Source organism: Aquamicrobium terrae, assembly GCF_052978165.1.
Map to the genome: position 1 here is coordinate 736,098 of NZ_JBRKLZ010000001.1, position 22,264 is coordinate 758,361.

The window sequence follows — 22,264 nt, forward strand, 5'->3', positions numbered from 1 at the left end:
AGAGCCGCCTAGCCACCACGGATAGACGGATGCCAAAATGTGACGGCCCGCTCGGCCAGCGCCACCGCCCCGTAGAACAGCGTGCCGGCCAGCGCCGCCACCGCGATCTCGGCCCACACCATGTCGATGTTCATGCGCCCGACCTCGGTGGAGATGCGGAAGCCCATGCCCACCACCGGCGTGCCGAAGAACTCGGCCACGATAGCCCCGATCAGCGCCAGCGTGGAATTGATCTTCAGCGCGTTGAAGATGAAAGGCATGGCCGCCGGCAGGCGCAGCTTGAACAGCGTCGGCCAGTAGCCGGAGGCATAGGTGCGCATCAGGTCGCGCTCCATATGCCCGGAGGCGGAAAGGCCCACCACCGTGTTCACCAGCATGGGAAAGAAGGTCATGATGACCACCACAGCCGCCTTGGACGGCCAGTCGAAGCCGAACCACATGACCATGATCGGCGCTACGCCGATGATCGGCAAGGCCGCCGCCATGTTGCCGATGGGCAGCAGCCCGCGCCGCAGGAACACGAAGCGGTCGGCCGCGATCGCCGCGACGAAGCCCGCCGCGCAGCCGATGATATAGCCGGCCACCACCGCCTTGAACACGGTCTGGCGCACATCGGCGGCCAGCACGGCGCTCGACGCCGCGATCCGCGCCGCGATGGCGCTGGGCGGCGGCAACAGCAGGAAGGGAATGCCGGCGCCGCGAACCACCGCTTCCCACAGGATCAGCACCCAGGCCCCGAAGATGACCGGGATGAGCAGGCCGAGCATCCGGCGCCCGGACAGCGAGGCCGGTTTTTCCAGCGACAGCACCGTCACGCAGCGCCAGGCGAGCAGCCACGCGCCGCCAAGCGCCAGGTAGAAGGACGCTCGCGCTTGCCCTTCATGGCCGGCGATGCCGGAGAGCAGGAGCCAGGCCGCCCCATGCGCGCCGAGAAACAGGATGGCGGCCTCGGGCAGCGGCCTGCCGGCCAGCGCCCATGCGCCTGCCGCCGCCAGCGCGACGAGCCCGAGCGCCGCCCAGATGTTGGCGGGCCCCTCGCCGGCCACGCCCCCCGATTGCAAGGCAAGGCCGGCCACGACGGCCAGCAAGGCCAGCGCGATCTGCCAGGGGAGCAAAGAACGGGGCAAGGTAGAAGGCGAGATGGCGGGGGATGCGCTCATGCCGGCCTCCCGCCCATGGCGCGCTCGGTGATGCGGGCGGCCGCGCCCACCAGCGCCACCAGCATGACCGCGACCAGCGAGCCGGCCACCAGCGCCGCCCAGATCTCGATGGTCTGGCTGTAATAGGAGCCGTTGAGCAGCCTGGCGCCGATGCCGGCAACTGCGCCTGTCGGCAGTTCGGCGACGATGGCGCCGACGAGGCTCGCAGCCACCGCCACCTTCATCGAGGCGAACAGGAAGGGCAGCGAGGCCGGCACCCGAAGCTTCCAGAATACCTGCGGCCGGGTGGCGTTATAGGTGCGCATCAGGTCGAGATGCATGGTTTCGGGCGAGCGCAGCCCCTTCACCATGCCGACTGCGACGGGAAAGAACGACAGGTAGGTCGAGATCAGCGCCTTGGGAAACAGGCCCGTGATGCCCACCGCGGCGAACACCACCACCACCATCGGCGCAATGGCAAGGATGGGAATGGTCTGCGAGGTGATGATCCACGGCATCAGGCTGCGGTCGAGCGAGGCGAAATGCACGATGCCGACGCCGATCAAGATGCCCAGCCCCGCCCCGAACACGAAGCCGACGAAGGTCGAGGACAGCGTCACCCACGAATGGTAGATCAGGCTGCGGTTGCTCCACGGCTTCACCGTGAAGGTGGATTTATAGAAGTTCTGCGCCACCTGGTGCGGCGCCGGCAGCGTCGGCTTGGGCTGCGACCATGTGCGCATGAGAAACTCGACCGTGCCCGGCGCCTCGCCCGCGCGGCGGTCCAGATCGCGCTGGAACGGGCCGTTCAGCACCACCGCGAACCCGTACCAGGCCACCACCAGCAAGGCCAGCAGCGTGGTGACGGGAACGATCTTGGAGCGGAAGGAGTCCATCAGCACCTGCCTTCTTCCTCTCCCCCTTGTGGGGAGGGGTCAAGGGTGGGGGGAGCGGGGCGGACGGCCGTCACATCGAGTTCGCACAGGATCTCCTCAATGCATCCATCAAAGCTTTCGAAAATCTCGCCGGTGTTGGAGCGGAGCACCCGGTATCCCTGGCTCGCAAGCCAGTCATCGCGCTTCTTGTCCCGACAAAGCCTCTCCGGTTCGAAATGATGTTGGCCATCCACTTCGATGGCCAGACGGTGCGCATGGATCATGAAGTCGACGACATAGGCTCCGATAGGCGCTCGCCTGCGAACATGAACGCCATACCAGCGCCGGAACTGACGCAGTTCCGCCCACAGCTTCCGTTCGCCATCGGTCATTGCATGCCGTAGTTTCCGCGCGCGGGAGATGGCGGCCGGATCGATTTCCGTCGGCATGAGCACCCCCACCCCTAACCCCTCCCCACAAGGGAGAGGGGAATGCTAGCACCACCGCATCCGCCTCCCTTTGCAAGGCTTTCCTGCCTGGCTCCGGCAGGGAAAAGGTCAGCACGACGCAATCCCCCTCCCCCTTGTGGGGAGGGGTTAGGGGTGGGGGCCAGCCCCTCGGCGACAGGCCAGATCACCCTTCCCACCTCAGTCCTCATAGCTGTGCCCTGCCCTCAGGCCCTCGCGCACGCGCGCGGCGATGGCGAGGAATTCCGGCGTTTCGCGGATATCGAGCGGGCGCTCCCTCGGCAGGTTGGTGTCGATGACATCGGTGACGCGGCCGGGCCGCGGCGACATCACCACGATGCGGGTCGAGAGATAGACGGCTTCGGGAATGGAATGCGTGACGAAGCAGATCGTTTTTTGCGTCCTTGCCCACAGTTCCAGCAATTGCTGGTTGAGGTGGTCGCGCACGATCTCGTCCAGTGCGCCGAACGGCTCGTCCATCAACAAAAGGTCGGCGTCGAAGGCCAGCGCCCGGGCGATGGAGGCGCGCTGCTGCATGCCGCCGGACAGTTGCCAGGGATATTTCTTCTCGAAGCCGGTGAGGTTGACCAGTTCGAGCGTGCGGCGGATGCGTTCGGCCCGCTCGGCCTTCGCCACGCCCATGATTTCCAGCGGCAGCGCCACATTATCGGCGATGGTGCGCCACGGAAACAGCGCTGCCGCCTGGAAGACATAGCCGTAGGCACGGTGCTGGCGGGCCTGTTCCGGCGTCATGCCGTTCACCGAAATGGTGCCGGACGTGGGCTTCTCCAGATCGGCGATGACCCTGAGCAACGTGGTCTTGCCACAGCCGGAAGGGCCGATGAAGGACACGAACTCGCCCTTGCCGATGGTAAGGTCGACATTGCTGAGCGCCTGCACCGGCCCGTCATTGGTCTGGAAGGTGAGGCCGAGCCTGTTGGCCGCAACAACATTCGCGGTGCCGGGCGAGGCGGTAGGGGTTGCGGTGGCTGGCTGGTGGCTGGCGATCGCATTCATGATTGCAGGTCTTTCAGCTTGCCGTTCGCATCGGGCCGCTCACATCGGGCCGTTCCACAGGGGTTTGTGCCAAGCTTACACCCCCGTGGCCGGAATGCCGCTGCGCTCCACCTTGCGCGGCGCGGTGATCTCCTTCCAGGTCGACAGCGCCCGGTTGGGCGCCGAATTCGGCTCGCGCGCCACGAACTCGCCGTGGCCCGGCCTGGTCTTCACCTCCGTCTCCTGGATCACCAGTTCGCCGCGCGAGAAGACGAAGCGCGGCAGGCCCGTCACCTCGACGCCCTCGAACACATTGTAGTCGATCACGGATTGCTGGCGCCCGGCGCTGATCGTCTTCTTGCGCTTAGGGTCCCACACGACGATGTCGGCGTCGGCCCCCTCCACGATGGCGCCCTTCCGCGGATACATGTTGAGGATCTTGGCAATGTTGGTGGAGGTCACCGCCACGAACTCGTTCATGGTCAGGCGGCCGGTGTTGACGCCCTTCGTCCACAGCACCGGCATGCGGTCTTCCAGGCCGCCGGTGCCGTTGGGAATCTTGGTGAAGTCGCCGACGCCGAAGCGCTTCTGCTCGGTGGTGAAGGCGCAGTGGTCGGTGGCCACCACCTGCAGCGACCCCGCCTGCAGGCCGGCCCACAGCGAATCCTGATGCAGCCTGTTGCGGAAGGGCGGGCTCATCACCCGGCGCGCGGCATGGTCCCAGTCCTTGTCGAAATACTCGCTCTCGTCCAGCGTCAGGTGCTGGATCAGCGGCTCGCCATAGACGCGCATGCCCTTCTGGCGCGCCCGCCGGATCGCCTCGTGGCTCTGCTCGCACGAGACATGCACGACATAGAGCGGCACGCCCGCCATGTCGGCGATCATGATGGCGCGGTTGGTGGCCTCGCCCTCCACTTCCGGAGGGCGAGAATAGGCGTGGCCTTCCGGTCCGTTGTTGCCCTCGGCCAGCAGCTTCTGCGAAAGCGCGGCCACCACGTCGCCGTTCTCGGCATGGACGAGCGGCAGCGCGCCCAGCTCGGCGCAGCGCTGGAACGAGGCATACATCTCGTCGTCGTCCACCATCAGCGCGCCCTTGTAGGCCATGAAGTGCTTGAAGGTCGGGATGCCCTTCTCCACCACCGTGGCCATCTCGTCGAACACCTGCTTGCCCCACCAGGTGATGGCCATGTGGAAGGAATAGTCGCAAGCCGCTTTCGACGTCTTGTTGTCCCACATCTGCAAGGCTTCAAGCAGCGATTGCTGCGGCGCCGGCAGGCAGAAATCGACCACCATGGTGGTGCCGCCGGCAAGGGCCGCGCGCGTGCCGCTCTCGAAATCGTCGGAGGAATAGGTGCCCATGAAGGGCATTTCCAGATGGGTATGCGGATCGATGCCGCCCGGCATCACATAGCAGCCGGTGGCGTCGAACTCATGGTCGCCATGCAGGTCCGGCCCGATCGCCACGATCTTGCCGTGCTGAAACAGCACGTCCGCCTTCCACGTGCGGTCGGCTGTGACGACGGTGCCGTTGCGGATTACTCTGGTCATCTGTCATTCCCCTTGCGCTGCCGCTTCTTCGCGAGCGGCTTGAGCTTTCCGGTTCAAGTGATTCCGATCACTCCACGATCTCGGCCGTCTCTACCCTAGCCATCAAAAATTCTAGATACCCAGCTCTATTATTATAGTTTGATTAAGAATAGCGTTGCCCTTGCCTCGCCCCATGGCAGCCACGCGTATTCCAGAACCTGGATTATCGATTAGAAATTTTGCTGCATCTTCTATCCTCTCGAACTTATGTGCGTAAGCATCGGAATTACTCGGCCGCCCTTTCTTAAAACATTTAAATACCGGAACAGGATCAAGCGGGCCTTGTATTAGCTCTGCAGAACGCCCTGTTTTTTTGCAAAAAATCTTCACTCTATAATCTCCGCCGTCTCCACCACGGCATGGAACAGCACGTCGGCGCCCGCCGCCGCCCATTCCCTGGAAATGTCCTCGGCCTCGTTGTGCGACAGACCGTCCACGCACGGGCACATGACCATGGTCGCGGGCGCGACCTTGGCGGCCCAGCAGGCGTCATGCCCGGCACCCGAAATGATGTTCATGTTCGAAAGCCCGAGCTTCTCGGCCGCCGCCCGCACGCGCCCGACCAGAACGGGATCGAAGGTGATGGGATCGAAATGGCCGACCGGATCGACCGCGCAGCCAACGCCGAGCTCGGCGGCGATCCTGGCTGCTTCGGCTTCGATGCGGGTGCGCATGGCGTCGAGTTTGGCCTGGTCGGGCGAGCGGATATCGACGGTGAACACCACCTGCCCCGGCAGCACGTTGCGCGAATTCGGCGAGAACCGCATCTGGCCGACGCCGCCCACCGCGCCCGGCTGGTTCTCCATGGCGACCTTCTGCACCATTTCGAGGATGCGGGCCATGGCGAGCCCGGCATTGACGCGCATGGTCATAGGCGTCGAGCCGGTATGCGCCTCCTTGCCGGTCAGCGTGAACTCCAGCCACCACAGGCCCTGGCAATGGGTGACGACGCCGATCTGCTTGTCCTCGGCCTCTAAGATCGGCCCCTGCTCGATGTGATATTCGAAATAGGCGTGCATCTTGCGCGCGCCGACCTCCTCGTCACCCACCCAGCCGATGCGCTCCAACTCGTCGCCGAAGCTCTTGCCCTCGCCGTCCTGCCTTGCATAGGCGTAGTCGAGCGTGTGCGCCCCGGCAAAGACGCCCGAGGCCAGCATGGCGGGCGCGAACCGCGCGCCCTCCTCGTTGGTCCAGTTGGTGACGACGATCGGGTGCTTCGTCCTGATGCCGAGATCGTTGAGGGTGCGCACCACCTCCAGCCCGGAGAGGACGCCGAGCACCCCGTCGAACTTGCCGCCCGTGGGCTGGGTGTCGAGATGCGAGCCGACATAGACCGGCAGCGCGTCGGGGTCGGTGCCCTCGCGGCGGGCGAACATGGTGCCCATCCGGTCGACGCCCATGGCAAGGCCGGCCTCGTCGCACCAGCGCTTGAAAAGATGGCGGCCTTCATTGTCCGCATCGGTCAGCGTCTGGCGGTTGTTGCCGCCGGCGACGCCGGGTCCGATCTTCGCCATTTCCATCAGCGAATCCCACAAACGGTCTGGATTGATTCGCAGATTTTCGCCTGGCGCGGCCATTCCGTTCCCTCTCATTTTTCAGGGCGGGGGCGGCGGTTCTCCCGTCGCCGCCCCTCGCCCATGACGGTTGCGGATGATCAGTCGACCATCCTCAGAACCTCGCGCACATGGTCGATCAACTCGTCGATCTGGCCCTTGCTGATGATGAGCGGCGGCGACAGCGCGATAATGTCGCCCGTGGTGCGGATCAGCGCTCCACGCTCGAATGCCGTGACGAAGGCCTGGAAGGCGCGCTTGGTCGGTGCGCCGGCGATCGGCTCCAGTTCGATGGCGCCGATCAGGCCGATATTGCGGATGTCGATGACATGCGGCTCGCCCTTGAGCGAATGCAGCGCCTCTTCCCAATAGGGCGCGAGTTCGGCGCCGCGCGTCAGCAGGCCCTCGTCCTTGTAGGTCTCCAGCGTGGCCAGCGCCGCCGCCGAGGCGATCGGGTTGCCCGAATAGGTGTAGCCGTGGAAGAACTCGATCATGTGCTCGGGGCCGTTCATGAAGGCGTCGTGCACCTCCTTGGTCACGAACACCGCGCCCATCGGGATCACGCCGTTGGACACGCCCTTGGCCGTGGTGATGATGTCCGGCACCACGTCGAAATAATCGGCCGCGAACGGCGTGCCGAGACGGCCGAATCCGGTGATGACCTCGTCGAAGATCAGAAGGATGCCGTGCTTGGTGCAGATTTCGCGCAGACGCTTGAGATAGCCCTTCGGCGGGATAAGCACGCCGGTCGAGCCGGCCACCGGCTCCACGATCACCGCCGCGACGGTCGAGGCGTCGTGCAGCGCCACGATGCGCTCCAGCTCGTCGGCCAGGTCCGCGCCGTGCTCCGGCTCGCCCTTGGTGAAGGTGTTCTTGCCCGGCAGATGGGTGTGCGGCAGGTGATCGACGCCGGTCAGCAGCGTACCGAACATCTTGCGGTTGGAAACGATGCCGCCGACCGAAATGCCGCCGAAATTGACGCCGTGATAGCCGCGCTCGCGGCCGATCAGGCGGAAACGCGCGCCGTCGCCCTTGGCGCGATGGTAGGCGATAGCCATCTTGAGCGCGGTGTCGACCGATTCCGAACCGGAATTGGTGAAGAACACATGCTCCATGCCCTTCGGCGCGATGTCGACCAGCCGGTTGGCCAGTTCGAACACGATCGGGTGGCCCATCTGGAAGGCGGGTGCGTAATCGAGTTCGGCCGCCTGATTCTGGATCGCCTCGGTGATCTTGGGACGGCAGTGGCCGGCGTTCACGCACCACAGGCCGGCGGTGCCGTCCAGGATCTTGCGGCCGTCGGCGGCGGTGTAGTGCATGTCCTTGGCCGACACCAGCATGCGCGGCGCCTGCTTGAACTGCCGGTTTGCCGTGAACGGCATCCAGAATGCGGAAAGATCGTTGGGCGTTACCTTGAGCCTGTTGGACATGACCAAGCCTCCTGATGGTTGATGTCTCGCGGCCAACGCTTGGTCCCTTGCGTCAATTCATGCTACGCAATTTTTGACCGATTGGACAAACGTTAGCACCGCCAAATGAGCGGTCAAGCCATTACTAGACGAAAAGCCCCGCGGGCCGAGCGCTCCACAGGGTCGGGAACCACTGGTCCAGACTCTTGGTCCAGAAGGAATGAAGTCGGGAGGGAAAGAGCGATCATGGAATCCGCCGCACGGCCGCTCACCCGCATCCAGCAGGAAAAGCGCGAGCTTATCCTGGAAGCCGCGCTCGACGTGTTCTCGGTCCACGGTTTCCGCGGCTCGACCATCGACCAGGTGGCCGAGGCGGCGGGCATGTCGAAGCCCAACCTGCTCTACTATTTCCGCAGCAAGGAAGACATCCACGCCACGCTGATGCAGCGCCTGCTGCACACATGGCTGGCGCCGCTGCGCGAATTCGACGATGCCGACGATCCGGTCGTCGAGATCCGCAGCTATATCCGCCGCAAGCTGGAGATGGCGCGCGACTATCCGCGCGAAAGTCGGCTGTTCGCCAACGAGATCTTGCAAGGCGCGCCGCGCATCATGCCCATGCTGGAAGGCGAGCTGAAGGAGTTGGTGGACGAGAAGGCGCGCATCATCGAAAGCTGGATGCGCGCCGGAAAGATCGCAAAGACCGACCCCTACCACCTCATCTTCGCCATCTGGGCCACCACCCAGCACTATGCCGATTTCGACGTTCAGGTGCGCGCCGTGCTCGGCCCCGACCGCAGCGGGGAAGGCCGGTTCGAGGACGCGGCACGCCTCCTCGAACAACTTTTCATCGGCAGCCTACGCCCCTGAACGAGGCGGCGAGCCTACGCCGCCTTGGCCACCTCGACCGGATGCAACGCGTGGAACGAGACGCACAGCCGGTTCCAGGTGTTGATCATGCCGGTGGCGACGGTGAGCTTGACCAGTTCCTGCTCGGAGAAATGCTCGAGCGTCGCGGCATAGAGGTCGTCGGGAACGCCTGCATCGGCAACCTGCGTCACGGTTTCCACCCAGGCCAGCGCCGCACGCTCACGCGCAGTGAACAGCGGCGATTCCTTCCAGGCCGCCACCAGATAGAGCCGCTGCTCGCTCTCGCCGTCCTGCCGCGCCTCGCGGCTGTGCATGTCGACGCAGAAGGAGCAGCCGTTGATCTGGGAGGCCCTCAGCTTGATGAGATGCAGCAGGCTCCTTTCCAGCCCGCATTTCTCCACCGCCTGGTTCAGGGCGATCACGCTCTTCATCAGCTCCGGTGCGGCGGCAAAGAAATCCAGTCTCTGTTCCATGTTCTTTCCTTTCAGCCTGTGGCCTTTCAGCCTTGTGGATCGACAGTGTGTTTTTGCGGCCGCCGGTTTTCCGCGACGAAGGCGCGGCTGGCGGCGACCGAACGCGGGTCGGCCTCGGCCAGAAATTCCGACACGATATCGGACAGCCGCTCCGCGGCGAGCGCGGCGCGATAGGCCCGCTCGGCCCGCAACATGGCGGCATTGATGCCGCACGGCCTGGCGTAGGCCGATGCCGGCAGCCTGACCGGACCGCGCTGGCGAATCTCGCAGCAGCGGAACGCCGGTTGCGGCCCCTCCACCGCCAGCACGATATCGAGCAGCGAGATGCTGTCGGCCGGCCGCGCCAGCCGGTAGCCCCCGGCGGGGCCCGGCACCGATTCCAGCAGGCCGGCCGCCGTCAGCGCCTTCAGGTGCTTGAGCAGATAGCTCGGCGAAAGGCCGAACTGGGCCGCCATCGCAGAGCCGGGAATGGTGGCATCGTCGTCCAGCCCCGCCAGCAGGGCTGCGCAGTGGATGGCCGCTTCCACGCCTTCGCCGAGTTTCATCGCCGACTCCTTCAATCTGGATACCTTTTATCATGGATATTTTTTATCTACAATAAAGAGAAATGAATTCGACCCTGCACAATCCACAGGATGATGAAGCATGACGTTGGGGCAGCCGGGAAAACGCGCTGGCCACAGTATTGACAAGCTTTTAAAGGCTCGCCCATGTTTGCGCCTTTAGATTGAGGACGGGAGTTCAAAATGGCTTTTTCAATCACACGGCGCGCATTTTCCGCAGGCGTGGGCGCAGCCGCGGTTCTCGCCGGCACGGGCATGTCGTTCGCGCAGCAGGCATTCTTCCGCATCGGCACGGGCGGCACCTCCGGCACCTACTACCCGATCGGCGGCCTGATCGCCAACGCGATCTCGGCCACCGGCGAGGCCGGGGTGGAAGGTCTCGTGGCGACGGCCGTCGCCTCCAACGGCTCCGTGGCCAACATCAGCGCCATCCAGTCGGGCGCCGGTGAGGCCGGCTTCACCCAGTCGGACGTGGCCTACTGGGCCTACAGCGGCACCGGCCTCTACGAAGGCAAGCCGAAGGTCGAGGACCTGCGCCTCGTCGCCACCCTCTATCCCGAGACGATCCACCTCGTCGCGCGGGCCGATGCCGGCATCAAGTCGGTCGCCGACCTCAAGGGCAAGCGCGTCTCGCTCGACGAGCCGGGCTCCGGCACCATCGTCGACGCCCGCCTCGTCCTGGCCGCCTATGGCCTCTCCGAGAAGGACCTGCACGCCGAATACCTGAAGCCCGGCCCCTCCGGCGAGAAGGTGCAGGACAATTCGCTGGACGCCTACTTCTTCGTCGGCGGCTATCCGACCGGCGCCATCGTCGAGCTGGCTGCCACCAACAACATCACCCTTGTCCCGATCCACGGGCCGGAAGCGGACAAGCTGCTCGCGGAACAGGGCTTCTTCCAGACTGACACGGTGCCGGCCGACACCTACAAGAACGTCGGTGAGACGCAGACCATCTCCGTGGCCGCCCAGATGGTGTCGAGCGCCAAGCAGCCCGACGACCTCATCTACAACATCGTCAAGTCGCTCTACAGCGAGGCCAGCCAGAAGGCGCTTCAGGCCGGCCACGCCAAGGGCAAGATGATCACGCTCGACAACGCGGTGAAGAGCGCGGGCATCCCGTTCCACCCCGGTGCGGAGCGATTCTACAAGGAAGCCGGCGTCCTCAAATAAGGGCGCACGGCACAACTTCGCGATCGGCCAGGTGGAGGCATCGCCCTTCCCCTGGTCGATTTCGTATCGGCCCGAAAATTCAGGGGCCGTGAACACAAGAGGAAACAGCCCCGATGAGCGACAAGGACGATCAGAAGATCAGCCTCGCAGGCGTCGAACTGGACGAGGAAAAGGCGCGCGAACTGGAAGAGAAGTTCGATTCCGAAATCCGCTTCCGCACGCTGGGGCCGGCCGCCGGCTATCTGGTCGGCTTCCTGCTGGTGGTGCTGTCCATATTCCACTACTACACCGCCGGCTTCGGCCTGCTGCAGGAAATGACCCATCGCGGCATCCACCTCTCGCTGGTGCTGGCGCTGGTGTTCCTGGTGTTCCCCATCACCAAGCGCGGCTACGACAAGCCGTCCGATTCCACCTGGCTGCGGCCGCTGGGCATTCCGCTCTATGACTGGCTGCTGGCCATCGGCGCCGTCGTCGCCGTCGCCCATGTTCCGCTCATTCCGCTCGACGACCTGGCCTTCCGCGTCGGCAACCCGACCCAGACCGACGTCATCCTCGGCGTGCTGCTCATCGTGCTGCTGCTCGACGCCACGCGCCGTTCCGTCGGCTGGCCGCTGTCGATCATCTCCATGCTGTTCATGGCCTATGCGCTGTTCGGCCAGTACATGCCGAGCATCCTCGTCCATCCCGGCAATTCCGTCGCGCAGCTCGTCAACCACCTGTATCTCACCACGCAGGGCATCTACGGCATCGCGCTGGGCGTGGTGGCGACCTACGTCTTCCACTTCGTGCTGTTCGGCGTCTTCGCCACGCGCATCGGGCTCGGCCAGCTCTTCCTCGATTGCGCGGCCTGGGTGGCGGGGCGGTTCGCCGGCGGCCCGGCCAAGGTCTCGATCTTCGGCTCGGCCCTGTTCGGCATGATCTCCGGCTCGTCGGTTGCCAACACCGTCACCGTCGGCTCGCTCACCATCCCGGCCATGATCAAGCTCGGCTACAAGCGCAATTTCGCCGCCGCCGTCGAAGCCGCCTCCTCGACCGGCGGCCAGGTGACGCCGCCGATCATGGGTGCGGCCGCCTTCCTGATGATCGAGTTCCTGCAACTGCCCTATACGACCATCATCCTCGCCGCCATCGTGCCGGCCTTCATGCACTTCTTCGGCGTGCTCATGCAGGTCCATTTCGAGGCCAAGCGCACCGGCCTGCGCGGCCTGCGCCCCGATGAGATGCCGGACGTGAAGGAAGCGCTGAAGCGCGACTGGCCCACCATCATCCCGCTCATCGTGCTCATCGGCGTCCTGCTTTCCGGCTACACGCCCTATCTGGCGGCGTTCTGGGGCATCACGCTGTGCGTCGTCGTCGGCCTGCTCAATCCGCGCCGGCGCATGTCCCTCGCCGACATCGTCATCGGCCTGCGCGACGGCGCCAAATACGCGCTGGCCGTCGGCGCCGCGGCCGCCACGGTCGGCATCGTCGTCGGCGTGGTCACGCTCACTGGCGTCGGCTTCAAGCTGTCCTACATCGTCACCTCGACGGCCGCCCAACTGGCCACCATGTCGGGCTCGATCATTCCCGAGATGATCTTCTCGCCGACCACGCTGACGCTGCTGTTCACCCTGATCATGACCGGCGTGGTGTGCATCCTCATGGGTTGCGGCATCCCCACCACCGCCAACTACATCATCATGGTCACCATCGCCGCCCCTGCCCTCGTGCTGCTCGGCGTCGAACCCATCGTCGCCCACTTCTTCGTCTTCTATTACGGGCTGCTGGCCGACATCACGCCGCCGGTGGCGCTCGCCGCCTATGCGGCGGCGGGCATGGCGGGCGCCGATCCGTTCAGGACCGGCAACACCGCTTTCCGGCTGGGGCTCGGCAAGGCACTGGTGCCTTTCGTCTTCGTGTTTTCGCCCTCGCTGCTGCTGGTCACCAGGGACTTCACCGTTCCGGACTTCCTGCTCGCCTTCTTCGGCTGCTCGTTCGGCATCGTCTGCCTGGGCGCCGCCCTGTCGCGCTTCATGCTGGTGCCGACAAAGGCCTGGGAAAACGTCCTGCTGGTGGTTGCGGCCTTCCTGATGATCGCGCCGGAGATCTATTCGACGCTGCTCGGCGTCGTGCTGGTGATACCGGTTCTGCTGCGCCACCTTGCCAGCCTGCGCAGCCAGAAAATGCAGCCGGCATAAGACCCGGCACCCAAAGCCGAAAGGCCCGCGCCGGAGACACCGGCGCGGGCCTTTTTCATGAAGCGAAGCGCAGGCGGAGCCGCTTCCCCCCGGTCGCGGCTCCGCCCGGCCCGGGAGGAACTACTCGGCCGCCGTTCGCGCCATGGGGTTGTTCGGGTGCGTGGTCCAGTTGGCATAGACCGGCGATACCGGCTGGCCGGTGCGCTGGTCGATCTCGCCGACGGCCAGCGGCTGCATGGTGATGCAACCCTCGACCGGGCAGACATTGACGCACAGATTGCAGCCGACGCACTCGTCGTCCATCACCTCGAAATGGCGCACGCCGTCGACCATGGAGGTGATCGCCTGGTGCGAGGTATCCTCGCAGGCGATGTGGCACCGGCCGCACTTGATGCAGAGTTCCTGGTCGATATGCGCCTTGGCGATATAGTTCAGGTTGAGATACTTCCAGTCGGTGACGTTCGGCGTCGCCCGCCCGATGATGTCGTCGAGCGAGCGATGGCCCTTCTCGTCCATCCAGCTCTCGAGGCCGGCGATCATCTCCTGCACGACCTTGAAGCCGTAGGTCATGGCCGCCGTGCACACCTGCACGTTGCCAGCCCCCAGCGCCAGGAACTCGGCCGCGTCGCGCCAGGTCGTCACGCCGCCGATGCCGGAGATAGGCAACCCCTGCGTCTCGGGATCGCGGGCGATCTCGGCCACCATGTTGAGCGCGATCGGCTTCACCGCCGGTCCGCAATAGCCGCCATGGCTGCCCTTGCCGTCGATGGTCGGCTCCGGCGCAAAGCTGTCGAGGTTGACCGAGGTGATCGAGTTGATGGTGTTGATCAGCGACACCGCGTCGGTTCCGCCCGCATGCGCCGCACGCGCCGGCTTGCGGATATCGGTGATGTTGGGCGTCAGCTTGGTGATGACGGGCATGCGCGAATATTGCTTGCACCAGCGCACCACCATCTCGATATATTCCGGCACCTGGCCGACGGCCGACCCCATGCCGCGCTCGCTCATGCCGTGCGGGCAGCCGAAATTCAGCTCGATGCCGTCCGCCCCGGTCTCCTCGACCAGCGGCAGGATCGCCTTCCACTCCTCTTCCACGCACGGCACCATGATCGAGGCGACCAGCGCCCGGTCTGGCCAGTTCATCTTCACCTGCTTCATCTCGCGCAGGTTGGTCTGCAGGTCGCGGTCGGTGATCAGCTCGATATTGTTGAGGCCGAGCAGGCGCCGGTCAGCGCCCCAGATGGCGCCGTAGCGCGGGCCGTTGACATTGACCACCGGCGGGCCTTCGGAGCCGAGCGTCTTCCAGACCACGCCGCCCCAGCCCGCCTTGAAGGCGCGCTCGACATTGTAGGCCTTGTCGGTCGGCGGCGCGGACGCCAGCCAGAACGGATTGGGCGACTTGATGCCGACGAATGTGCTGCGGATGTCTGCCATGCTCATGCCCTCCCGTTCGCGGTCACAGGGTCGGAAGCAAGTGCGCGATGGATGCTTTCGGCGGCATCGCGGCCTTGCGCCACCGAGGTCACGGTCAGGTCCTCGCCGGCATGGATGCAGTCGCCGCCGGCCCACACCCGCGCCATGGTCGTGCGCCCTTCCGCGTCCACCTTGATGCGGCCGCCCTCCAGCTCGATGCCGGCGCCCGCGCCGTTGAGGCCGGCGGCGACGAAAGTCTGGCCGATGGCCTTGAAGATCTGGTCGGCCGGCAGCGTCAGCAACTCGCCGGTGCCGGTCAGCCGGTCGCCTTCCATGGTCGTGTATTCCAGTTCCAGCGCGGTCGCCCTGCCATTGTGCGAGATCACCCGTTTCGGCTGCAGCCAATGGCGGATGACGACGCCGTTGGCGGCGGCAAGGTCCTGCTCGAAGAGCGAGGCGTTCATGTCCTCCTTGCCGCGCCGGTAGCAGATGGTGACCTCCTCCGCGCCGAGCAGCTTCGACTGCACGGCCGCATCGATCGCCGTCATGCCGCCGCCGATGACGATGACACGCCGGCCGACCGGCAATGCCGCCAGGTCGGACGTCTGGCGCAGGATGGAGATGAAATCGACGGCGTTCTCGACGCCCGCCACGTCCTCGCCCTCGGCGCGCAGCGCGTTGATGCCGCCAAGCCCCATGCCGAGGAACACGGCATCATGGGCACCGGCCAGATCGGCAAGCTGGACGTCGCGCCCCAGCGCCATGCCGTTCCTGATCTCGATGCCGCCGATCCCGGTGACGTAGTCGACCTCGGCCTGGGCGAAATCATCGGTGCTCTTGTAGGCGGCGATGCCGTACTCGTTGAGGCCGCCGGCCTTGGGCCGCGCCTCGAATATGGTGACGTCATGGCCGTGAAGGGCAAGGCGGTGAGCGCAAGCGAGCCCGGCCGGCCCGGCGCCGACCACCGCCACCTTTTTGCCGCTGCGGTCCGGCCGGTGGTAGAACTGGCGCTGTTCCTCCATGGCCACATCGGTCGCATAGCGCTGCAAGCGGCCGATCTGCACCGGCTTCCCCTCGGCCGCCTCGCGCACGCAGGCTTCCTCGCACAAGGTCTCGGTGGGACACACCCGGGCGCACATGCCGCCCAATATGTTCTGGTCGAAGATAGTCTTGGCCGCCCCCAGCGCGTTGCCGGTGGCGATCTGGCGGATGAACATCGGGATGTCGATCGATGTCGGACACGCCTGCATGCAGGGCGCGTCGTAGCAGAAATAGCAGCGATCGGCCTCGACCAGCGCCTCGTGATGATCGAGCGGCGGGTGAAGATCGGCAAAATTGTCCGCGTAAGCGTCGGCCGGCAGCCGTCCGGCGGCGATGCCTTCCTTGAAATGACCTGTCGCCATTTCACATTCCCCTTTTTTATCGTTGGGGAAAAGCTAGCACATCCAAAATTTTTATCAATTGGTCAATTTTCACTCAAGCCGCTGAAAATCCACAATAAACATGAATTATTTTATCATGTTTTATTGAAAGCATCCTGCTGCAACCGCGGAACGCCTACCTCGTTTTGCCATGTCGGAAACGGCCGGTATCGGCCGTCCTATAGGTACGGCTGTGCGAGATAGCCGCCAAACAGGGAGAAATCTCATGCCGGATCGCGCGAAATCCTTCTTCTGGTACGAACTGATGACCAATGACCTCGAAGCCGCCGAGGCGTTCTACACCAGGGTTGTCGGCTGGATGGCGGAGCCCTTCGATGCGCCCGGCATTCCGCCCTACATCGTCGTCAAGGTCGGAGACCGCGGCGTCGGCGGCCTCATGGCCTTTCCCGAGGAGATTCGTGAAAGCGGCATGCCGCCGGCATGGATGGGCTATATCGAGGCCGACGACGTCGACGCCGCCACCGCCTCGGTGAAGGCGGCAGGCGGATCCGTGCATCGCGAGCCGTCGGACATTCCCGATGTCGGGCGCTTTTCCGTGGTTGCCGATCCCCAAGGCGCGGTCTTCATGCTGCTGCACGCGGACGGACCGGAACTGCCGCCGGTGCCCATGGACGCGCCCGGCCACATCGGCTGGCGCGAACTCTACACCGATGACTGGGAAAGTGCGCTGGAGTTCTATTCCGGCCAGTTCGGCTGGACCAGAGATGCCGGCATAGACATGGGAGAAATGGGCACCTACCAGCTTTTCGCCGTCAATGGCGAACAGAACGGCGGCATGATGAACCGCCCGCCCCAGGTGCCGGTGGCCTTCTGGCAGTTCTATTTCAACGTGCCGGCCATCGACGCAGCCACCAGGCGCGTTACCGACAATGGCGGCACGGTGACGTTCGGGCCGGAACAGGTGCCCGGCGGCCAGTGGGTCGTCACCTGCACCGACCCTCAGGGTGCCCATTTCGGCCTCGTCGCCCCTGCCCGCTGACAGATCGCCGGTCGCCGCTCCGCTGTTCCTGCAACAGCGGAGCAGCCTTTGTTTTCATCGCCTTACAGCCGGTTCCGGAATCAGGACGGGAACTGCCGCAGCCTCGCCGCAATCGTTAAAATCCCGTCAAGACTCCCTTTATCATTTGCGCCTAAAGCTCGGCCCATGTCCGGGTACAATTTTAGTCGAGTTTTACCGGTTGTGGCGCTGCTCGGCCTTTCGGCCTGTGCCACGCCGCCGAGCCAGATCAACAATGTCTGCGCTGTCTTCGACCAGCGCGACGGCTGGATCGACAACTGGCATTCCGCCGCCAAGCGCGCCGAGGCGAAGCACGGCATCCCGGTGCCGGTGCTGATGGCGACGGTGCGCAAGGAATCCGGCTTCAAGGCCAACGCCAAGCCGCCGCGCGCCAAGCTGCTCGGCTTCATCCCGTGGAAACGCCCGTCCACCGCCGCCGGCTATTCGCAGGCGCTGAACGGCACCTGGGCGCAATACCGCGCCGAAACCGGCAATTTTACCGCGCGACGGACCAGCTTCGCAGACGCCATCGACTTCGTCGGCTGGTATCACGCCAAGAGCGCCAGCACGCTGGGCATCGCCCGCAACGACACCTACAATCTCTATCTCGCCTATTATTCCGGCTGGAACGGCTACAGGCGCGGCGCCTACAAGAGCAATGCCGGCATCCGCAACTATGCCCGCGAGACCGACACCATGGCTCGCCGCTACGCCCAGCAGATGCAAAGCTGCGGTCGCCTGTAGGGCTTTTTGCCCCGCTTCGCCATCCCGCAGCGGGAGCCGGGGTTCCATTCCGGCCGGTTGGCGGCTACCCAGTAACGCCGCTGCATGGATTCCCGACTTTGCAGCGACCGCAGGGAGCGCAAAGTCTCGGGAATCCATGCCGGAACCGTCCCGGTCACTCTGCCGGATAGTCCAGGATGGCGCGGCGGTTAGAACCTGCGCCTAATATTCCTTTTCGTAGAAAATGCCGCCCTTGGCCTCGCCGGCATCGCTCGCCTCGCCGCGCAGCTTCACGCCGCGCCCGACATTGAGGTCGATGCGCGCCTTGCCGGATCCCGGCTTCTCGCCCTTCTGGATCGTCACATAGGTGCGGTCGTTCAGATATTTGCCGGCCTGCACGGAGGTGCCGCCCTTGTCGTCGGTGACGACGTCGAGATCGTCGACGCCGATGGCGTTGCGCAGGTTCTGCAGCAGCGAGGTCGAGCCGCCGACACCGGCAAGCTGGGCCGCCGCTTCCGCAAGCTGGGCGATCTGCAATGGCGACAGGTTCGACATGGAGCGGCCGAAGATCAGGCGGGCCAGCACCTCGTCTTCCGGCAGGGCCGGCACCGAGGCGAAGACGAAGCGCGGATTGGTGGCCTCGCCGCTCACGGTGATCGTCACCGTGGCGTCGGAGGCCGTCGATTCGGCGACGAGGTTCAGATAGGGGATGGTCGATCCGGAGAAGGTCAGCGTGCCTTCGGTGAAATTCAGCCGCTTGCCCAGGATTTCCAGCCGCCCGCGCCGCAGCGTGAAGCTGCCCACCGCCTGCGGCGAGGCGGCCGAACCGGTGAGGCGGATATTGCCGCCAAGCTCGGCATCGACGCCCCTGCCCTGCACGAAGATGGAATTGGGCGCGTTGACGGTAAGGTCGAGGTTCATGCCCCCGCCCGCACCGCCGTCGCCGCTGGACGGCGGGTTCAGCGCCCGGTCCTGCTGGCGCACCGCGCTGGGCGCATTTTTGTGCTGCACATTGAGTTCGGAAAGCGAGCTGGGCAGCTTGGTCGGCACGGTGATGACCGTGCGCGCCAGGTTGATGGTGCCCGAAAGCACCGGCGAGGCAGTGAGCTGTCCCTTCACCGCCAGGTCGCCGCTCAGATTGGCGGTGACGATGCGCCCGTCGGTATAGCGTCCGTCGGCCAGCCTGATGCTGATGTCGGCCGGGAAGCCTGAATTGGGGTCGATGCCCACCGTGCCGCCCACCGTCAGCGTGCCGCCGGAGGAGAGCGTGCCGGACAACCTGTTGATGGTGGCGACGCCGTTGCCCATCGAAACGTCGAGCGCGATGTCGTTGACGGCGAGGCCAGCCTGCGCGGCCACGAAGCGCGCGCCGCTCGACCGCACCGTGCCGCTGATGACCGGCGCGGATGCCGGGCCGCGCACCTGCACCGCGACGGCGGCCGTGCCGGTGAGCGACAGGCCCTGCTCGGCGATCTTGCGGTTGAGGAAGGCGAACGGCACGTTGCCGTTGAAATCCAGCGACAGGTTCGGCGTGCCCTGCGTGGTCACCGCGCCGCCGCCCTGAAGCCGCAGGCCCGAGCCCTCTGTGATGGTCGAGGTGAAGTTGAGGCGGTTGGCGGCGAAGGTGCCGGAAGAATCGATACCGATGCCACCAAGGCCCGCGCTGCGGGTCTGCGCCAGTTCCACGCCGCTTGCCTTGATGTCGTACTTCACCGCGGGCGCGGAGGTCGGGCCGGTGACGTTCACCGTGCCCGAAATGCTGCCCGCCGCGTCGAGCCCGGCGGCGAAATTGTTGGCCACCGAGATCGGCACGGAAGCCAGATCGGCCTTGATGTCGAGCGCGTCGGCCACCGAACCGGACACGATGGCCCGTCCGCTGCCGATGCCGATCACCAGCCGCTCCAGCGCCGTGCGCCCATCCTTGATGACGATGGTCGAGGGTTCGGCTATGGTCGCCCGCGCGCCCTGGAACGTCGCCTGCCCGGAGTTCAGCTCCACCGTCGTGGCGCCGCCGGCAACCTTGACGCGGCCAGCCGCGCTGGCGGGGATGTCCTTCACGGTCGCCCCGCCCGAGAAGGCCGTCCACTCGCCGTCCTGCTTCAGGTCGATGTCGATGCCGGTGACGGCCGTGCCGCCGGAGGTCACTCCCTCGGCCTTGACGGTGCCCGAGATGGCCGGCGTCTCGGCGTAATTGGCGATCTGCGCATCGACGTTCACATTGCGGGCGTTGAGGTCGCCGCGTGTCAGGCTTTGCGTGGCCGCCTTCACCGCCATGTGCGGCACGCCATCCTGCTTGGAGAAGACGACGCTGCCGTTCAGCGCGCCCTCGATCTTTTCCAGCGCGAGAGCCGCCAGAGGGCCGAGATCGGGCAATTCAAAGCCGATCCGCCCTTCGGGCAGGAATTTCTCGTCGAGCACCAGATCGCCGGCGATGCGGTTCTCGCCCAGCGACAGCGTCAGCCCGTCGATGCGTTTCTGCCCGCCCTCCGTCTTGAGCGTCGCCTTGCCTTGCAGGGCCTCGCCGGCGACATTGCCGGCCAGCGTCACGTCGGCGGCGGGGTTGGCGACATCGGCCTTGGCGGTCGCGTCGAGCTTCAACCCGGTGATCTCGCGGTCGGCCACCACGAGCTTGTCGCTGGTGACGGTCACCGCGACATCGGGGCCGAGCAGTGGCCCGCTGGCCTTGAGGGCAAGCGCGATGGCGCCGCTGGCGTCCTTGGCGAAGGGCGCGATCTCGGCCAGCGCGCCGTTCAGTTCGGCCGCGACGGTGCCATCCGTCAGGCTCGCCTTGCCCTGGGCCGACAGCGGGCCGGACAGGAGCTCCAGCCTGTCGGCGGTGACATTGCCGTTGCTGTCGCGGCGCACGGCCACCGAAAGCGTCGTCCGCTCACCGAGCGCCGGGCGCGCCGAAGCCGGAAGAGCCGCCGAAGCGGCATCCGCCTTCACGTTCAGCTCGATCGAACCGTCGGCCAGCGAAACCTGGCCGTCGAAGCCGCCTTTCAGCGCCTCGCTGGCGATCTCGCCCTTGCCTATGGTGATGGTGTCTTTGGTGATGTCGCCCTCGATCAGCGCGGTAATGCGGCCGGCGATCAGCGGGGCGATGGTGGGGTTGTCGAGCCCGATCTTGTCGGCGCTGGCCGTGCCGGAAATCGGGCCGCTGCGGTTCTCGATGTCGAAGCCGTCGGAATGCAGCGCCAGCGCGATATTGTCGACGCGCATGTCCCTTGTGGCCACGCTCGCCAGATTCGCCGCGATATCGACCGCCGGCGCCTTGCCCTCGCCGAAGGCGCGCAGCGAGGCCGACTTCAGTTCGAGGTCGATGGGGCTTTCCTCGCTGCCGAGGCCGAGCGGAACCGTCGGCCCGGCGGAGCTGAATTCGAGCGAAAAGTCCGTCGCGCCGGCCGGATTGATGCTGCCTTTGGCCACGCCGCGCAGCACGGAAGTGTCGACCGTCGCGGTCTCGACGGTGATGCCGCGCTCGGCATGGCGGCTGCCCGCCAGCTCGAACCGGGTGCGGCCGGCGAGCAGGGATTGCAGCCGCGCCGGCACGAAGCGGGCAAAATCGCCGTCGCCGCGCAATTCCACCCGGCTGCCCCCGTCGATGAAGGCGTGGTGGCCGGAAACTTCGGCGATCAGCTGGCCGCCGACATGGAAGGTGCCGCGCCCGGTCCAGTCGGCCAGCGGCCCGTTGCCGGAAATCGAGACGTTGACCGGCGGGGCGTCGGGAAGCTGGAGCAGGTTGGCGATGATGCCGCCTGCCGGCTCGGCGGCCTGCACATCGAGATCCAGGCGGTTGTCCTCGGGCAGGAAATGCACCAGTGCCGAAACCGTGCCGTCATGGCCGTCGCGCCGTTCCATCGACAGCTCGGCCTCGATGGCCAGCGGCGCGCGCTCCGCCCGCACCTGGCCTTCGGCGGCAAGCTCGGCGACGCCGGCACCCGCCAGCGCTTCACCGAGCGCGATCTGCGGCAAGTCGATGTCGCGGATGTCCACGGACACGGGCAGCGAGAACCCGCCGCCGGTGCGCGGCTTCTCCTGCGGGTCGGACACCGGCGCGCGGGCCGCCTCGATGCGCCCCACCGCGACCCGGTCGGCCAGGAAGGTGCGCGAAAGCAGGGCGAAAGGCGACCAGTCGACCGCCACCTCACGCAGCACCAGCCACGGCCCCTCGCGGTCCTCCAGCACCACATGGTCGACCCTGAGATTGCCCGACCAGATGCCGTCGATGCCGCGGACGGTAACCTTGGCGTCGTCGGAAGAGGCCATGCTGGAGATCAGGCCGGCGAGATTGTCGCGGCCGCGCTCGGTGGTGGTCAGCACCACCGCCGCGCCGGCGAGCCCTGCCACGGCGACGAGCACCGCATAGAACAGAACGCGCATGATCCGCTTTGCAATCTTCATGCCCTTCGC

18 protein-coding genes are annotated in these 22,264 nt (G+C 65.6%); 5 read left to right on the forward strand and 13 right to left on the reverse strand.

The window, feature by feature from the left end:
- Window positions 1-8: 8 nt before the first annotated feature.
- From ACVCNR_RS03785 to aptA, 8 genes are all read right to left on the reverse strand, one after another.
- Window positions 9-1,160: an ABC transporter permease gene (locus ACVCNR_RS03785; protein WP_447073869.1), complete on the reverse strand. Its 1,152-nt coding sequence runs from the start codon at window positions 1,158-1,160 to the stop codon at window positions 9-11.
- Window positions 1,157-2,035, reverse strand: coding sequence for an ABC transporter permease (locus ACVCNR_RS03790; RefSeq protein ID WP_447075632.1), 879 nt, complete (start codon window positions 2,033-2,035; stop codon window positions 1,157-1,159). Before ACVCNR_RS03790 ends, ACVCNR_RS03785 begins: the two co-directional genes overlap by 4 nt.
- A complete protein-coding gene (locus tag ACVCNR_RS03795; protein WP_447073870.1) occupies window positions 2,035-2,463 on the reverse strand; it encodes an endonuclease domain-containing protein in 429 nt (142 codons plus the stop codon). Before ACVCNR_RS03795 ends, ACVCNR_RS03790 begins: the two co-directional genes overlap by 1 nt.
- 198 nt (window positions 2,464-2,661) lie before the next feature.
- On the reverse strand, window positions 2,662-3,498 hold the full coding sequence (locus ACVCNR_RS03800; protein WP_447073871.1) for an ABC transporter ATP-binding protein: 837 nt from the start codon (window positions 3,496-3,498) through the stop codon (window positions 2,662-2,664).
- 75 nt (window positions 3,499-3,573) lie between these two features.
- On the reverse strand, window positions 3,574-5,025 hold the full coding sequence (gene hydA, locus ACVCNR_RS03805; RefSeq protein ID WP_354191970.1) for a dihydropyrimidinase: 1,452 nt from the start codon (window positions 5,023-5,025) through the stop codon (window positions 3,574-3,576).
- A 111-nt stretch (window positions 5,026-5,136) separates the two neighbouring features.
- Window positions 5,137-5,394 carry a hypothetical protein gene (locus tag ACVCNR_RS03810; protein ID WP_354191969.1) on the reverse strand — a complete coding sequence of 86 codons (258 nt, stop codon included), beginning with the start codon at window positions 5,392-5,394 and terminating at the stop codon, window positions 5,137-5,139.
- The gene (locus ACVCNR_RS03815; RefSeq protein ID WP_354191967.1) at window positions 5,391-6,641 is read right to left on the reverse strand and encodes a Zn-dependent hydrolase; all 1,251 of its coding nucleotides are present in this window, start codon (window positions 6,639-6,641) and stop codon (window positions 5,391-5,393) included. Before ACVCNR_RS03815 ends, ACVCNR_RS03810 begins: the two co-directional genes overlap by 4 nt.
- 77 nt (window positions 6,642-6,718) lie before the next feature.
- Window positions 6,719-8,047 carry an omega-aminotransferase AptA gene (gene aptA / locus ACVCNR_RS03820; RefSeq protein ID WP_447073872.1) on the reverse strand — a complete coding sequence of 443 codons (1,329 nt, stop codon included), beginning with the start codon at window positions 8,045-8,047 and terminating at the stop codon, window positions 6,719-6,721.
- 225 nt (window positions 8,048-8,272) lie between these two features.
- Here aptA and ACVCNR_RS03825 point away from each other — a divergent pair, with 225 nt between their 5' ends.
- Window positions 8,273-8,896: a TetR family transcriptional regulator C-terminal domain-containing protein gene (locus ACVCNR_RS03825; RefSeq protein ID WP_354191964.1), complete on the forward strand. Its 624-nt coding sequence runs from the start codon at window positions 8,273-8,275 to the stop codon at window positions 8,894-8,896.
- A gap of 14 nt (window positions 8,897-8,910) precedes the next feature.
- Here the strand turns inward: ACVCNR_RS03825 and ACVCNR_RS03830 are convergent, their stop codons facing one another.
- Both ACVCNR_RS03830 and ACVCNR_RS03835 read right to left on the reverse strand, forming a co-directional pair.
- Complete coding sequence (locus ACVCNR_RS03830) at window positions 8,911-9,369, reverse strand: carboxymuconolactone decarboxylase family protein (RefSeq protein WP_447073873.1); 459 nt, start codon at window positions 9,367-9,369, stop codon at window positions 8,911-8,913.
- A 26-nt stretch (window positions 9,370-9,395) separates the two neighbouring features.
- Window positions 9,396-9,914: an RrF2 family transcriptional regulator gene (locus tag ACVCNR_RS03835; protein WP_354191962.1), complete on the reverse strand. Its 519-nt coding sequence runs from the start codon at window positions 9,912-9,914 to the stop codon at window positions 9,396-9,398.
- A gap of 201 nt (window positions 9,915-10,115) precedes the next feature.
- Here ACVCNR_RS03835 and ACVCNR_RS03840 point away from each other — a divergent pair, with 201 nt between their 5' ends.
- The gene (locus ACVCNR_RS03840) at window positions 10,116-11,102 is read left to right on the forward strand and encodes a TAXI family TRAP transporter solute-binding subunit (protein ID WP_354191961.1); all 987 of its coding nucleotides are present in this window, start codon (window positions 10,116-10,118) and stop codon (window positions 11,100-11,102) included.
- A 113-nt stretch (window positions 11,103-11,215) separates the two neighbouring features.
- Window positions 11,216-13,279, forward strand: coding sequence for a TRAP transporter permease (locus ACVCNR_RS03845; RefSeq protein ID WP_354191960.1), 2,064 nt, complete (start codon window positions 11,216-11,218; stop codon window positions 13,277-13,279).
- A gap of 120 nt (window positions 13,280-13,399) precedes the next feature.
- Here ACVCNR_RS03845 and preA read toward each other — a convergent pair whose 3' ends face one another.
- On the reverse strand, window positions 13,400-14,713 hold the full coding sequence (gene preA, locus ACVCNR_RS03850) for an NAD-dependent dihydropyrimidine dehydrogenase subunit PreA (RefSeq protein WP_447073874.1): 1,314 nt from the start codon (window positions 14,711-14,713) through the stop codon (window positions 13,400-13,402).
- A 2-nt stretch (window positions 14,714-14,715) separates the two neighbouring features.
- Window positions 14,716-16,095: an NAD(P)-dependent oxidoreductase gene (locus ACVCNR_RS03855; protein WP_447073875.1), complete on the reverse strand. Its 1,380-nt coding sequence runs from the start codon at window positions 16,093-16,095 to the stop codon at window positions 14,716-14,718.
- 244 nt (window positions 16,096-16,339) lie between these two features.
- Between ACVCNR_RS03855 and ACVCNR_RS03860 the strand changes: the two genes are divergently transcribed.
- Window positions 16,340-17,113 (forward strand): VOC family protein, encoded by a 774-nt coding sequence (locus ACVCNR_RS03860; RefSeq protein ID WP_447073876.1) that lies wholly within the window; start codon window positions 16,340-16,342, stop codon window positions 17,111-17,113.
- A 165-nt stretch (window positions 17,114-17,278) separates the two neighbouring features.
- Window positions 17,279-17,875, forward strand: a complete 597-nt coding sequence (locus ACVCNR_RS03865) for a transglycosylase SLT domain-containing protein (RefSeq protein ID WP_447073877.1) — start codon at window positions 17,279-17,281, stop codon at window positions 17,873-17,875.
- Between the two features lie 201 nt (window positions 17,876-18,076).
- On the opposite strand, the gene ACVCNR_RS03870 is transcribed toward ACVCNR_RS03865, so the two are convergent.
- Window positions 18,077-22,255, reverse strand: a complete 4,179-nt coding sequence (locus tag ACVCNR_RS03870; protein WP_447073878.1) for a translocation/assembly module TamB domain-containing protein — start codon at window positions 22,253-22,255, stop codon at window positions 18,077-18,079.
- Between the last annotated feature and the right edge of the window lie 9 nt (window positions 22,256-22,264).

Excerpts from the sequence above, each read along its gene's own strand:
- ACVCNR_RS03785 (WP_447073869.1), bottom strand. The coding sequence starts at position 1,160 with ATGAGCGCATCCCCCGCCATCTCGCCTTCTACCTTGCCCCGTTCTTTG.
- ACVCNR_RS03790 (WP_447075632.1), bottom strand. The coding sequence starts at position 2,035 with ATGGACTCCTTCCGCTCCAAGATCGTTCCCGTCACCACGCTGCTGGCC.
- ACVCNR_RS03795 (WP_447073870.1), bottom strand. The coding sequence starts at position 2,463 with ATGCCGACGGAAATCGATCCGGCCGCCATCTCCCGCGCGCGGAAACTA.
- ACVCNR_RS03800 (WP_447073871.1), bottom strand. The coding sequence starts at position 3,498 with ATGAATGCGATCGCCAGCCACCAGCCAGCCACCGCAACCCCTACCGCC.
- hydA (WP_354191970.1), bottom strand. The coding sequence starts at position 5,025 with ATGACCAGAGTAATCCGCAACGGCACCGTCGTCACAGCCGACCGCACG.
- ACVCNR_RS03815 (WP_354191967.1), bottom strand. The coding sequence starts at position 6,641 with ATGGCCGCGCCAGGCGAAAATCTGCGAATCAATCCAGACCGTTTGTGG.
- aptA (WP_447073872.1), bottom strand. The coding sequence starts at position 8,047 with ATGTCCAACAGGCTCAAGGTAACGCCCAACGATCTTTCCGCATTCTGG.
- ACVCNR_RS03825 (WP_354191964.1), top strand. The coding sequence starts at position 8,273 with ATGGAATCCGCCGCACGGCCGCTCACCCGCATCCAGCAGGAAAAGCGC.
- ACVCNR_RS03830 (WP_447073873.1), bottom strand. The coding sequence starts at position 9,369 with ATGGAACAGAGACTGGATTTCTTTGCCGCCGCACCGGAGCTGATGAAG.
- ACVCNR_RS03835 (WP_354191962.1), bottom strand. The coding sequence starts at position 9,914 with ATGAAACTCGGCGAAGGCGTGGAAGCGGCCATCCACTGCGCAGCCCTG.
- ACVCNR_RS03840 (WP_354191961.1), top strand. The coding sequence starts at position 10,116 with ATGGCTTTTTCAATCACACGGCGCGCATTTTCCGCAGGCGTGGGCGCA.
- ACVCNR_RS03845 (WP_354191960.1), top strand. The coding sequence starts at position 11,216 with ATGAGCGACAAGGACGATCAGAAGATCAGCCTCGCAGGCGTCGAACTG.
- preA (WP_447073874.1), bottom strand. The coding sequence starts at position 14,713 with ATGGCAGACATCCGCAGCACATTCGTCGGCATCAAGTCGCCCAATCCG.
- ACVCNR_RS03855 (WP_447073875.1), bottom strand. The coding sequence starts at position 16,095 with ATGGCGACAGGTCATTTCAAGGAAGGCATCGCCGCCGGACGGCTGCCG.
- ACVCNR_RS03860 (WP_447073876.1), top strand. The coding sequence starts at position 16,340 with ATGCCGGATCGCGCGAAATCCTTCTTCTGGTACGAACTGATGACCAAT.
- ACVCNR_RS03865 (WP_447073877.1), top strand. The coding sequence starts at position 17,279 with ATGTCCGGGTACAATTTTAGTCGAGTTTTACCGGTTGTGGCGCTGCTC.
- ACVCNR_RS03870 (WP_447073878.1), bottom strand. The coding sequence starts at position 22,255 with ATGAAGATTGCAAAGCGGATCATGCGCGTTCTGTTCTATGCGGTGCTC.